12 protein-coding genes are annotated in these 13121 nt (G+C 57.1%); 5 read left to right on the forward strand and 7 right to left on the reverse strand.

Annotated features, from left to right (window positions below; translation table 11 throughout):
- Positions 1-1017 carry an anthranilate phosphoribosyltransferase gene (gene trpD, locus GPM19_RS05875; RefSeq protein ID WP_160417936.1) on the forward strand — a complete coding sequence of 339 codons (1017 nt, stop codon included), beginning with the start codon at positions 1-3 and terminating at the stop codon, positions 1015-1017.
- Positions 1018-1051: 34 nt separating this feature from the next.
- Positions 1052-1861, forward strand: a complete 810-nt coding sequence (gene trpC, locus GPM19_RS05880; protein ID WP_160417937.1) for an indole-3-glycerol phosphate synthase TrpC — start codon at positions 1052-1054, stop codon at positions 1859-1861.
- Positions 1862-1908: 47 nt separating this feature from the next.
- Here the strand turns inward: trpC and GPM19_RS05885 are convergent, their stop codons facing one another.
- From GPM19_RS05885 to GPM19_RS05905, 5 genes are all read right to left on the reverse strand, one after another.
- On the reverse strand, positions 1909-2610 hold the full coding sequence (locus tag GPM19_RS05885) for a glutathione S-transferase N-terminal domain-containing protein (RefSeq protein WP_160417938.1): 702 nt from the start codon (positions 2608-2610) through the stop codon (positions 1909-1911).
- 37 nt (positions 2611-2647) lie between these two features.
- A complete protein-coding gene (locus GPM19_RS05890; RefSeq protein ID WP_160417939.1) occupies positions 2648-2848 on the reverse strand; it encodes a DUF2905 domain-containing protein in 201 nt (66 codons plus the stop codon).
- Positions 2849-2869: 21 nt separating this feature from the next.
- Positions 2870-6013, reverse strand: coding sequence for a D-2-hydroxyglutarate dehydrogenase YdiJ (ydiJ, locus tag GPM19_RS05895; RefSeq protein WP_160417940.1), 3144 nt, complete (start codon positions 6011-6013; stop codon positions 2870-2872).
- 72 nt (positions 6014-6085) lie between these two features.
- Positions 6086-7456, reverse strand: a complete 1371-nt coding sequence (iscB, locus tag GPM19_RS05900; RefSeq protein WP_160417941.1) for an RNA-guided endonuclease IscB — start codon at positions 7454-7456, stop codon at positions 6086-6088.
- 410 nt (positions 7457-7866) lie between these two features.
- Entirely contained in the window at positions 7867-8457 is a 591-nt protein-coding gene (locus tag GPM19_RS05905; protein ID WP_160417942.1) for a DUF4202 domain-containing protein, read from the reverse strand.
- A gap of 217 nt (positions 8458-8674) precedes the next feature.
- On the opposite strand from GPM19_RS05905, the gene GPM19_RS05910 reads away from it, so the two are divergent.
- Both GPM19_RS05910 and serS read left to right on the forward strand, forming a co-directional pair.
- The gene (locus tag GPM19_RS05910) at positions 8675-8968 is read left to right on the forward strand and encodes a hypothetical protein (RefSeq protein ID WP_160417943.1); all 294 of its coding nucleotides are present in this window, start codon (positions 8675-8677) and stop codon (positions 8966-8968) included.
- A 162-nt stretch (positions 8969-9130) separates the two neighbouring features.
- A complete protein-coding gene (gene serS / locus GPM19_RS05915) occupies positions 9131-10408 on the forward strand; it encodes a serine--tRNA ligase (RefSeq protein WP_160417944.1) in 1278 nt (425 codons plus the stop codon).
- Here serS and GPM19_RS05920 read toward each other — a convergent pair.
- Entirely contained in the window at positions 10353-11189 is an 837-nt protein-coding gene (locus GPM19_RS05920; protein WP_160417945.1) for an SIMPL domain-containing protein, read from the reverse strand. The two genes, serS and GPM19_RS05920, sit on opposite strands and share 56 nt — an antisense overlap.
- Before the next feature lie 189 nt (positions 11190-11378).
- Here GPM19_RS05920 and GPM19_RS05925 point away from each other — a divergent pair, with 189 nt between their 5' ends.
- Entirely contained in the window at positions 11379-12485 is a 1107-nt protein-coding gene (locus GPM19_RS05925) for an AI-2E family transporter (protein WP_160417946.1), read from the forward strand.
- A gap of 62 nt (positions 12486-12547) precedes the next feature.
- Here the strand turns inward: GPM19_RS05925 and trxA are convergent, their stop codons facing one another.
- Positions 12548-12871, reverse strand: a complete 324-nt coding sequence (gene trxA, locus GPM19_RS05930) for a thioredoxin (RefSeq protein WP_114487999.1) — start codon at positions 12869-12871, stop codon at positions 12548-12550.
- Between the last annotated feature and the right edge of the window lie 250 nt (positions 12872-13121).

A 13121-nucleotide genomic window follows, 5' to 3' on the forward strand; every position in this document is an offset into this window, starting at 1 on the left:
ATGCAGATGCGAGATGCCATCAACGCGGTAATGCGCCGTGAACACTTATCCTTTGAAGCTACCCATAGCGTCATGCGGAAAATCATGACCGGCGAAGCCACTGATGCTCAGGTCGGTGGCTTCTTGATCGGGTTGGCCATGAAAGGGGAAACGGCGGAAGAGATCAGTGCCGCCGCTCAAGTCATGCGTGAACTGATGAATCGCGTCTCGATCCATGCCGAGAATGTGGTTGATATCGTGGGTACCGGGGGAGACGGCGCCAACCTTTTCAATGTGTCGACTGCGGCAAGTTTCGTGGCGGCTGCCGGCGGCGCCCATGTCGCCAAACACGGCAATCGCAGTGTGTCTTCGTCTTCAGGCAGTGCGGACCTGTTCGATGTGGCAGGAATCTACCTGGATCTCAAGCCGGAACAAGTCGGGCGCTGTATCGAGCAGGTCGGGGTAGGGTTCATGTTTGCGCCCAATCATCACCCGGCGATGCGTTATGCCATCGGCCCAAGGCGGGAAATGGGCGTGCGCACCCTGTTCAATATCCTGGGGCCGCTGACCAATCCAGCAGGTGCGCCGAATCAGGTATTAGGGGTCTATGCACCGGAACTGGTGCCGTTGATGGCGGAAGTGCTGCAGCATCTGGGCAGCCGCCACGTCATGGTGGTTCACTCCGAGGATGGCCTGGATGAAATTTCTCTGGCGACACCCACCCAAGTAGCGGAATTGAAAGATGGTGCGATTACCCAATACACCATCACCCCGGAAAGCCTGGGCATCGAACGCCAGAGCCTGGCTGCGTTGCAGGTGGCGAGTGCCGAAGACAGCCTGCGCCTGGTGCGTGCGTCCCTGGTGGGCGATGGCGCAGCCGCTGATATAGTGGCCTTGAATGCCGGCGCTGCCCTCTATTGCGCCGGGGTTGCCGATGATTTGAAAGAAGGCGTATTGCTGGCCCAGGATGCTCAGGCATCCAAGTTGCCGCTGGAAAAAATGAACGAGCTGGCGAATTTCACCCGGGTCTTCCGTTGAGCGCTGTTTCTGTCCTTTTTGCGAAGAGATTTTCATGAATCAAACTGTCACCCCTACCATCCTGACCCGTATCCTGGCGCAAAAAGATGCAGAGGTTGCCGAACGTCGTCAGGCGGTATCTGAAGCCGATCTTCTGGCATTGGCGGTAGAGCAAACGGCGCCACGCGGTTTTATCCAGGCGTTGACGCAACGCATCAAGGCGGGTGAGCCTGGTGTGATCGCCGAGATCAAGAAAGCCTCTCCCTCCAAGGGCGTTATCCGGGAAGTTTTCGATCCAGCTGAGATTGCCATAAGTTATGCTCAGGGTGGCGCGGCTTGTTTATCCGTGTTGACCGACGCGAACTTCTTTCAAGGCCATGAGGATTACCTGATTGCCGCTCGGGATGCCTGTGATCTGCCGGTAATCCGCAAGGATTTCATTACCCACGGCTATCAGGTATCCGAGGCGCGGGCCATTGGCGCCGATTGCATATTGTTGATTGTGGCGGCGCTGGATGACAGCCAGTTAGTGGACCTTAATCGACAAGCCATCGAACTTGGCATGGATGTGCTGGTCGAGGTTCACGATGCGCAGGAGCTTGAGCGAGCGCTCAAGCTGGGGCTTTCTCTGGTGGGTATCAACAACCGCAACCTCCACACCTTCGAGACGCGCCTGGAAACTACCCTGGAACTATTACCGCTGATTCCCGCTGAAATCCTGGTGATCACCGAGTCCGGCATTCACGAACAGGCGGATATCCAGCGCATGCGCAGCCACGACGTTCACGGCTTTCTGGTGGGTGAGGCCTTCATGCGCGAGGAAAATCCGGGAGAGGCCCTGCGCCGCCTGTTCTTTACGGCGTAGGGTCTTCACGGCATAGTGCGTCGTTACGCTTTATAAAGAGCAGAGCATTACTCAGCCGACTCCCTGAGGGAGCTGCGAGTGGCGGCCTGCTCTTTTTGCTGATCGTCGGGGATTTGCATCCCTCGAACAACCGCAGGACGGGCGCCGACTCGCTTGAGCCAATTCAGCAGGGGGTTCAGGCCGGCCACTGCCTCGGCTTCGGTCTCTTCCTCACTGAGCTCCTCAACGGCAGTTTTCGCCCAGGCATAGCAGGCGATATCTGCGATGCTGTAGTGAGCGCCTCCCAGGTAAGGCTCCTCCTCTAACCGGGCATTCATGACTTCCAGCAAACGCAAGGATTCCTCGCGATAGCGCTTGATGGCCATGTCGCTTTTTTCCGGGGCGGCATTCTTGAACCAGTGCCATTGGCCTACCATGGGTCCAAGGTGAGCCATCTGGAAAAATAGCCAGCCCAATGTCTCGCTACGCTCTTCACCTGATTCCGGCAGTAGAATGCCGGTCTTTTCCGCCAGGTAAATCAGGATATTTCCCGACTCGAACAGCCGTCTCGGCTGCCCCGAGGCATCCTTGGCCTCATGATCGAGTAGTGCCGGAATCTTGCCATTCGGGCTGATTTTGCGAAATTCGGCGTCGTGTTGCTGCTCTTTGGTGATGTCCACGGCAATCACCCGATAAGGCAAGCCGAGCTCCTCCAGCATGATGGAGGCTTTCCTGCCATTGGGTGTGCTCCAGGTATATAGCTCAATCATCACGGTGCTCCTTTTAACGGGGTCTGTTGATTCGAAACTAGCGATTCACTAACCACAGTAGTATCGATAGCAGCAGGCTTGCCAAGATCATCGTGGTGACAGGAAAGTAGAAAGAGAAATTCTCACGGCGAATGACGATATCCCCGGGCAACTGGCCCAGGGGAAGTTTGGAAAGCCAGGGCCAGAGCAGGCCGATAGCCACAATCACCAATCCCAGCACGATCAGGGTTTTCGACATTCTCCCTCCTGAGAATATTGTTTAATGGCGGCCGCTTTCCTTGAGGGTTTTCAATAACCCCTGCAGCGGATGCAACAGCGTTGTCTCGGAGAAGCGTTTGACCTGGCTGCGACAGGAATAGCCGGTCGCCAGTAACAGGTCTTGGCGTTGACTGTCTTCCACCACCGGTTGCCAGGATTGCGCATAAATGGTGGTTGAGGTGGCTAGGTTACGCGTCTCATGACCATAGGTGCCGGACATGCCGCAGCAGCCAGTCGCGACCAATTCCAGGTTCAGACCGAACGCTGCGAACACTTGCTGCCAGGCCTTGGGGCTGCCCGGGGCATTGGTTTTTTCCGTGCAATGCGAAAGCAACTGATAGCCGGGGTCGTGGAGCGTCAGGTCATGCGGCACGAAACGCGCGCCCAGCGACAACAGCCATTCCTGAAGCATTAGTACTTCGGGTACCGCCTTGGCGCCCAGCGATTTGACGTATTCTTGACGATAAGTGAGGGTCATGGCCGGGTCGATACCTACCAGGGGCACGCCGAAATCGGCAAGGGTGCGCAAACGTTTGGCCTGCTTTTCGGCGGTGCGTTCGAAGGCGCCCAGAAAACCTTGTACGTGCAAGGGTTTGCCATTGGCGGAATAAGGCGCCACGAATACACGGATATCCAGGCGCGATAAAAGCTCGACGATATCCATCACCAGTTTAGCTTCAAAGTAGCTGGTGAACGCATCCTGGACAATCACCACGCTACGGGCTTTCTGTTGTTCGGTAAGCAGCGCCAGAGAGGTGGGGGTGGCTTCGCTGATTCCCCAGGCCTGGCATTGTTTTTTCAGGTTGGCGCGGGAAAGTGGCGGGCTATCGCTGATGCCCAGGGGGCCTGCCATCAATTTTTCGACCCAGCGTTGGCCGATCAAGGTGTTATACACAGGCGCCATTCTGGCGAGCGCCGGCATGGTGAATTCCGTGGCGCCGATCACATAATCACGCAACGGACGCAGGTAGCGACCGTGGTAGACCTCGAGAAACTGCGAGCGAAACTGCGGTACGTTGACCTTTACCGGACACTGGCCGGCGCATGACTTGCAGGCCAGGCAGCCGGCCATGGCGTCATACACTTCATGGGAAAAATCGTTGTTATTGCGGCGGGCCAATGTATTGAAGGTGCGCACCGGGAAGCTCTTGATAAATCCCCAGCGGCCTTCGGCTTTCTTTTTACGCGATTCATCCACGACGTCGATGCCGGCTTGCCCTTGCAGCCGCAGCCATTCGCGAATCAGGCTGGCACGCCCCTTGGGCGAGTGAATACGGTCTCGGGTGGCTTTCCACGATGGACACATGGGGTCATCGACATCGTAGTTGTAGCAGGCGCCGTTGCCGTTGCAATACACCGCGGCGTCATAGGCTTGCCATGCCTGTTCGTCAATCTGACGATCGAGTTCCCCGCGTGTGGTCACCCCATCGATGGCCAGAAGATTGGGGTCGTTGGCTTTCACCGGCGTGTCGCCCAGTGGGGTGGCGATCTTGCCCGGGTTCAACTGGTTGTGGGGGTCGAAAGCGGCTTTCACACGTTGCAGGCTGGGGTAAAGGTCACCGAAAAATTTAGGCGCGTATTCCGAGCGTATGCCCTTGCCATGTTCACCCCATAGCAGGCCGTGATATTTTTGGGTCAGGGCGGCGACTTCATCCGACACCTCTCGAATCAGGCGTGCCTGCCGAGGGTCTTTCATGTCGATGGCGGGGCGTACATGCAATACCCCGGCATCCACATGGCCGAACATGCCGTATTCCAGCCCCCGGGCGTCCAGGGCGGCGCGAAACTCGCCGATGAAATCCGCCAGGTTCTCCGGTGGCACGGCGGTATCTTCGACAAACGGAATCGGGCGCTTTTCGCCCTTGGCATTGCCCAGTAGCCCCACCGCACGCTTACGCATGGCATAGATGCGCTGAATTTTCGACCTGCCTTCCGCCAAGGTGTAGCCCAGCCGAGGCACGCTTTCATCATGGGTAAGGTGCTGGGTAAACGCTGCGACGCGTTCAGCCAAACGCTCGGGATCATCGTCGTTGAATTCGATCAGGTTGATGCCGCGAATCGCCACGACCTGGGTGGTTTCGCCATCTTCCTGGGGAAAGAACTCGGCGACGCTGTCCCAGACGAAATCATCCATCGCCAGCAGCAATACCTTGTCATCGACGGTTTCGATGGAAGTGGGACGTGACGGCTGCGGCTGAGCAGATGAGGAGCCGCTTTCCATCAGGGCCTTGGCGTCACGCAGCGCCTCCATGAAGCTTGCATAGCGCACGTTGACCAGGGTGGAGTGCTTGGGAATCGGCAGCACATTGAGCACGGCTTCATTGAGAAACCCCAATGAACCTTCCGAACCGCACATCAGACTGTTGATATCCAGGCGGCCTTCTGCATCGCGCAGGTGGGCCAGGTCATAACCGGTCAGGCAGCGGTTCAGTGGGGGAAAGGTCGCCTTGATCAGCTCAGCTTGGGTGTCGATGATGTCTTGCGCGGTCTTGTGGACGCGACCGCGAATACCGCTTTGCTCGCATTCGGCCTGTTCTTCCGCCTTGTTGAGTGGGCGGCTCTTCAGGTGACTCCCCCCCAGCAGGATGCTATCCAGTTCCAGGACATGATTGCGCGTCTTGCCGTATTCGCAGCTGCCTTGGCCACTGGCATCGGTGGAAATCATTCCGCCGATGGTGGCGCGGTTGGAGGTGGAAAGGTCCGGGGCAAAGAACAGCCCATGCGGCTTGAGAGCCGCATTGAGCTGGTCCTTGACCACGCCGGCCTGCACGCGCACCTGCCGGTTTTTCGGGTCGATATCCAGAATCCGGTTCATGTAGCGCGTGACATCCACCACCAGCCCATCGGTGAGCGACTGGCCGTTGGTGCCGGTGCCGCCGCCTCGTGGGGTGAGGACGATATTGCGATGCGGCATTTCCGATGCCAGCTTGGTGATGCGTTGGATATCTTCGGCATGCCTGGGGTAGAGCGCCGCCTGGGGCAAGCGCTGATAGATCGAGTTATCGGTCGCAAGCACCGTGCGATTAGCGTAATCAGGCGCAATATCGCCTTCAAAACCGGCGGTTTTCAGCGCTGCCAGAAAACGTACGTAATGCTTGTCGAGACGCTCGATAAGAGCGGTTTGAGTATCCAGAGGTGCAATCATCAGATTTTGCGCGAGATACCCGGTACTTCTAGTGCCGGGAGGGATAGCGCGTCGCCCGCAGGGCGACCAGGATTACGCCACCGTCTGTCCCGCTCCTCCTTTTTGTCGGTTAGTGGATGTCAGGTGATAGCCGTAGCCATCGCTGCGCTGGGTCACCGCGCAGTATTTGTGCGAGATGCCTTGCACCGCTCCGTGTTCGGTCTGGATGTTAAAGCTGCCGGTTTTGCGCACCGCGACACGCCCGGTATGCGTTCCGGCTTTCTTGCCGGTTGGCACGATAGCCTTGACCATATCGCCGGTCTGAAACCCCTGAACTTGCTTTTGCCGCATCAAGAAACCGCGAGGGAAGCCGTGCTTGGTTAAGCGGGTACGCTTGTAGCTGCCGCGCCCGGTGGCTTTGATGGTCAGCGTCGGAACCGCCCAATCGTGCAGAGTGTCGAAAGCACCGACACAGGCCGCATCCAGGGCGTGGGTTTTGGGAATAGTAAGGCGCTGGCGGTTGTATTTGGTGCGCCCGCCAGTGCCGACGGCCATCGGCAGGCCGGTCGTCTTGAGTGCGCTGAACAGCGACCAGCGGATCGCGTTGACCGCACTGGCGTCGCGTAGTGGCTGTTTAAGCTGGCGCTCTACCCGCTCAAGCTGTGTTTCAGCCGTGTGTCCGTTGGCTTTCAGGCGCTTTCTTAGCCCTCTGTCGGTGGCAAAGAAGTCAGCCAGCGGCAGGGCATCCTTGGCTTGGTTACAGTCGTGGCAACTCAACGTCAAATTGCTGACGCGGTTAGAGCCTTGGCGCGTGCGCGGCACGACATGCTCGATTTCCAGTGGCGTATCCTTGGTGCCGCAGTAGGCACACTCACGGCCCCACTTTTCCAGCAGGTACTCGCGTACCTCGTAGCCAAGCAGCGTGCCTTGCTGATATTCCACGCCGCTAATTTCAGGGTTTTCCAGCTTTTGGGTGTCGAAACGCACCAACTCCTGGCTGATCGCAGTGATCGGTGTCAACCGAGAAAACCGATTGACCCACGCCATCACCGTATCCACCTGATGTTGCAAGCTGGGGGCCAGCCAGCCCTTGGGCTTGGTGCGGTTGTCAAAACGCGGCGCGCGGTAACGCAGGTTTTTTGAACGGCGACGCCGCCGAAACGCAGCCCGCTGTTCCATCGCCTTCCTGATCGAGTAGCCGCGATGAACGAGATCAAACAGACATAGCACATGCCGCTGGCCATCGTTCGTTTCACGCATCAGCGCCAGCCCGGTCGTCTTGCTGCCGGGGTCGATGCCCAGGCGTAACGGCTGGGTGTCGCCACCCATCCTATCCTTCAGCCGGATCGTGAACGGATAGCGCTTATGCACCACGGCGCGGCCACGTTCCAGCAGCAACCGAGCGCGCTTCTCGCTACACGGCATTAACGGCTGCTTGTGTTTATCCAATACGAAAACCGCCATGGCGATTTCCTCCGTGTTAATGCCCTTACGGGCCTGGTGTCGCGGGGCTTGCGCCCCGTCTCCCCTCGGGAATGTCGATAACCGGCTCCTGCGTTTCCGCAGCGGTCAGAACCTTCGGCGTTTTACCTTGCGCCCATGGCGGCGTACCGCAGCATGATCCTGACCTTCCAGAGCCCGCCGCTGAGGAAGTACGGCGGGGTGGGTCTTGGCGACCTGTTACCAACGTAGCGGGTTGGCTACCGCCCTCCCTGGTCAACCGGGCTTGTTGTTACAAGCCTCCGGCTTCAGCCGGAGGTAGTTGACGTTCAAGCCATATTCAAGCCATCGCTGCCGGCGTTGCCGGAGGGGAAGTAAGTAGGGCTTACTTTACCGCAGCGAAAGGTCAGGCGCACTCAGCGCCATGCATTGCATTACCCGGCCAACGCTTCTTCCACCAGGCGGCGAGCTTCTGTCGACATGGGCAGCGCCAAGGCCAATTCATGCGCTTGAGGTGACATCTTTCCCCAAGTCTTTTGCACGATGCGCAGCATGTGGTCGTGTTCCAAGGTGCGCGAAAAATCGCCGAAATAATTTTCCAGAAAGACCAGACAGGCGCAATCTTCCAATGCCTGAACGCAGGCGTCACGACCCAACCCTTGCTTGCGGATCATCCAGGCGACACGCGCGGCGTCTTCGGGACTGTAACCGGCGTTCTCCATCAGGCCTGCGGTGGTCTCGCCGGCGCGCTTTCCCTGGTCGCGACGCCAGGTCAGATAGCCCACCCGACCTGCGGGGTAGTCTTCGCGCGGCACCTGCCAGCGTTGCAGGTGCTGAGCGCGCACTGCCAGCCGCAGCAACTCATCCGGGGCTTCATGAACTCTTTCCAGCCATTCGCTCATGCGTTGCGCGTACCATAATTCTCGGGGAACCGGCTCGCCACCCACCTCGACATGGCGGGGGTCTTGGTCATGCAGCGCATCGAGTGCGGTCAGGGTCAGCTCGAAAGGTGACGAAGTGCTCATGCGGGGCTCCAAGGGTTGGGGGGTTCTATAGGCATATTTTGGTGCCGAATACGTCTCATCATGCAATGCCTCCTGGCTGGTTACCAATCGCCAGCCTTGTAATCTACATGTACGGCCAATACATGCTGTAGCATTCACTGAATCACGTGCGCCGGTTTTTCCGGAACCACCTATTCCATCAATGGTCAGTTGCTACCTGTTTCCGGAAATCATTTTTATGCAGTCAATCAGTTTTTTTGATTCAGTCGGTGAAAAAATAGGCGAGATCATTCGCGCCTTCGTCGATTTTCTAGTGGCAATGTTCAGCAATTTCTTTGGTGCCATGGATGCCTTCGTGGATGGGTTGACCCGGTCGCTAGGCATCAACGCCTCGTTCTTCAGCATCGCCGTACTGGTGATCGGTCTCTTGATCGTTTTCGGCGGCATCCGCGCTCTGCTGCGTGGTTCGGTCGTTGGCGGGGTGCTCCGAACCTTGGTCGGGCTGGTGATTCTTTCTTGGCTGATTCCCTGAGGCCTCTCCATTAGCTCCCCCTTACCTATTAAAAACGAGGATTTTTGGTAACGTTCCGGTGAGGCCATGGCTCCTGGGTCGGCTTTTGCCTACAATAGGCACCTTTTCGCGCAGCTTGCGTTGCGCATAGTTGATTGATTTCAGGCCAAGGGACAGGATTTCATGCTCGATCCGAAACTGCTGCGCGGTGATCTTGAAGAGGTTGCCCGACAACTGGCCCGGCGGGGCTTTGTGCTCGATATCGAGCAGCTGCAAAGGCTGGAAACCCAGCGCCGCGAGCTGCAAACCGAAACCGAAAAATTGCAGAATGAGCGCAATCAGCGTTCCAAGGCAATTGGCAAGGCCAAGGCCAATGGCGAAGATATTGTCCCCTTGTTGGCGGAAGTCAGCGATCTTGGGGACCGTCTGGATAGCGCCAAGATCAAGCTGGCCGATGCTCAGGAACAATGGGAGACGCTGGTGAGCGGCATGCCCAACCTGCCGCATGAAAGCGTGCCGGAAGGCAAGACTGAAGACGACAACGTGGAACTTCATCGCTGGGGCACGCCGCGCGAGTTCGATTTCGAAGTGTTGGATCATGTCGATCTGGGCAAGAAATCCGGTTATCTCGATTTTGACCTGGCAGCCAAGCTGACCGGTGCCCGCTTTGCGGTGATGCGGGGTCCGATTGCGCGCCTGCATCGTGCGCTGACCCAGTTCATGCTGGACATACAGACCGAGCAACATGGCTACGAAGAGTGCTATGTGCCGTATATGGTCAATCGTGACTCCCTGTTTGGCACCGGCCAGTTGCCCAAATTCGGCGAGGACCTGTTCAAGCTGGATGACGAGCGCGGCTATCACCTGATTCCCACCGCCGAGGTGCCGCTGACCAATTTTGCCCGTGACGAGATACTCGACCAGGCAGTGCTACCCATGAAGCTGACCGCGCATACGCCCTGTTTTCGTAGTGAAGCGGGGTCGCATGGGCGTGATACGCGGGGCATGATTCGCCAGCATCAGTTCGACAAGGTCGAAATGGTACAGCTGGTGGAGCCGGAGACCAGCTATACGGCGCTAGAGGAAATGCGCGGCCATGCGGAAGCGATTCTGCAAGCGCTGGCGTTGCCGTATCGCGTGGTGACCCTGTGTACCGGGGACATGGGGTTCGGCGCGGCCAAGACCTACGATCTGGAAGTGTGGCTGCCTAGCCAGGAAACGTACCGTGAGATTTCGTCGGTTTCCAACTGTGAGGATTTTCAGGCGCGGCGCATGCGAGCGCGTTTTCGTCATCCCGAAGAAAAGAAGCCTCGGTTACTGCATACCTTGAACGGCTCGGGCTTGGCGGTGGGACGTTGCCTGCTGGCGGTAATGGAGAATCACCAGCAGGCCGACGGCTCGGTGACTATTCCTGAGCCGCTGCGTCCTTACCTGGGTGGGGTCGAGCGGCTTTCTCTGTAATGGCCCATTGAACGTTGACTCCGGCATCGATGCGAATGATGCCGGGGTGATATTCGGCTTGGGTGCCACTGCTTTCCATGCTGTCGGCACGTATCGACATCATGCGCGGGGCGAAGACCGGCGATTGCGTTTCCTGGACCTGAGTGATCTCGCCAAGCGTAATGTTCAGCGTGTCGGCCATCAGTTGCGCTTTATGGCGAGCTTTTTCTAACGCTTTTACCAAGGCTTCATCGGTGGCGGCTTCACGGTCTTTCAAGTCGAATTGAACGCCGTCAAGCGAGTTCACTCCCGCATCGACCAAGGCATCAAGTATATCTTCCAGTCGCTCCAGGTCGTTCAGTGCTACCTCGATAGGGCGTTCCAGGCGGGTACGTACAAGCGTTTCTCGCTCATTGCTCTGCGAAGGACCGTTGACATGTTCTGGTCGTATATTGAGTGACCCTGCATTGATGGCGTCACGCGCCAGACCTATTTCTTCCATGTGACCAATCAGCTCGCTGGCACGCTGCTCCAGGCGTTGGCGTGCCTCGGCCAAGGCGTCGCTATCCTGCGTCTGGCTGTCACGTTGCGCCACAGCGGGGGTGTGTTCCCACAGCCTGGCCTTCAAGGTGGCCTTATCTGGTTCGACGTCCATCGAGGCTTGGGCTTGAATGTTGATTGAAGGCGGTGGATGAGAGGCCGAAGCGGAGGCGGAAGGCGCGCTCATGAGTACGACAAGAGTGCCGAGGAGTGTGGCCAAAAATGGGTGGCGCAGCGTTTTGGCGTGATCAAGCGGCAACATATTAAGCCTCCTTGCAGAAAACCGACGTATTGGTTGATATCTGAGCGGGTTGAATGAGCGGGTTGGAAGCATGAGACGTTGGAAAGTTCACTCGCGTCCGCACGAAGCGGCTCAAGAAAATGCCATTGGGTTTGTGCTCTTGGCGAGCCGCAACCATGATGGAAAAGATGGCAGGCAAGAGTAATGGATATGACGAAATTAACGGATGAGTATTACCGCAATGTGCCTCTGAACGCTACCTTGGCGATGGCGGCATTGGTGGTGATTGTGGCTGGAATGAAAGCCGGAGCCGAGTTGCTCGTGCCGTTGCTGCTGGCAATTTTCATTGCTGTTGTGTGTACGGCGCCGGTGCAGTGGTTGAATCGGCGGGGATTGAGCTTACGCGCTGCTGTGTGGCTGACGCTGTTGGTGTTGCTGGTATTTGTCTCCTTGCTCGGTTTATTGGTGGTGAATAGTTTTACTACGTTTATTGAAGCATTGCCCGACATTGAATCACGTTTGTATGAACATTACTGGAATATACTCAATGTCTTGGCCTCGAAGGGGTTGGCGATCAACCCGGACCAGCTAAGTAATATATTCAATATGGATGAAGAGACTTCCTGGGTTCCCCAGTTTCTGGGGGAAATAGGCAACCTTTTCATGCAAAGCATTATTGTGTCATTGCTGGTCATTTTCATGCTGTTTGAAACGCTGAATTTTCGCGAGAAGGTATCGCGCGCACTGGTCAATCCAGCACCGAGCTTGAAGCGTTTCAGAGAGTTCAGTTCAACGCTTAAACGTTATCTAGCGGTCAAGACCATGATCAGCCTGGTCACCGGCATATTGGTTTGGCTGGCCTGTCTGGCTGTAGGTGTCGACTTTCCTTTGCTGTGGGCGGTGTTCGCCTTCGCGTTGAATTTCATTCCCAATATCGGCTCGGCGATTGCGGCGATACCACCGGTGCTGCTGCTGTTGGTAGCCCAGGATGGGGGCTTGCTGCAGGCAATGATATTGGCCTCGGCTTACTTGGTAATCAATTTCGTACTGGGAAATTTGGTAGAACCTAGAGTGATGGGGCAGGCGTTAGGATTGTCGACGTTCGTCGCCTTCCTTTCGCTGGTGGTATGGGGATGGATCTTCGGTGCGGCCGGGATGCTGTTATCGGTGCTTTTGACGATGACGCTGAAGATTGCTCTAGATAGTCATCCGCAAACACGTTGGATGTCGTACCTGCTTGGCCCGGGGGCAGGCGGGCCGAAGGCGCCTCCCAGTATCGAGGAAGCCGACCTGCCGCCCTCCAAGCGTCGCCAGTAGCCAACGAATGACGCCGCCGACTCAAGGTCGGCGGCGAAGCTACACAGGGGGCAGGACAGGGGTCAGGCGTTTTGATCGATAAACTGTGCCAGCTGTGATTTTGACTGAGCGCCTACCAAGGAAGCTACCTTGGTACCGGACTTGAACAACATCACGGTGGGCACGCCTCGCACGCCTTGTTCCGCTGCAATTTCCGGCGCGTCGTCGACGTTGATGCTGACCACCTTGAGATTCGTTTCACGCTCAGCGGCCACTTCGTCCACTACCGGCGCCATCACCTTGCACGGGCCGCACCAAGGTGCCCAGAACTTCAGCAGTACCGGCTGTTCAGCGTTAAGTACTTCCTGTTCAAAATTGGCGTTGGTGACATCAACATTATTGGCCATATGCTTCTCCCGTTTGCGTTGCTCTTACTGTTACGTTGCCTCAAAAGTGAGCAACGATCATCATGCGGTGTAGTGGCGTTTTACCGCGCCAAGTCGGCAGATGTTAGCGGGCGTAGAAGGTGGTGGCAAATTTCCTGTGCTAATACGACAGCGGAAGACCTTGGAGCGCGTTGCGCTTAAAATGCTGGATGTATATGCTATAAGGTAATTATTCTTGGATTATTTATTCTATCGAGCGCTATACCGAGAT

The organism is Vreelandella zhuhanensis (assembly GCF_009793355.1).
Classification (GTDB): Bacteria; Pseudomonadota; Gammaproteobacteria; order Pseudomonadales; family Halomonadaceae; genus Vreelandella; species Vreelandella zhuhanensis.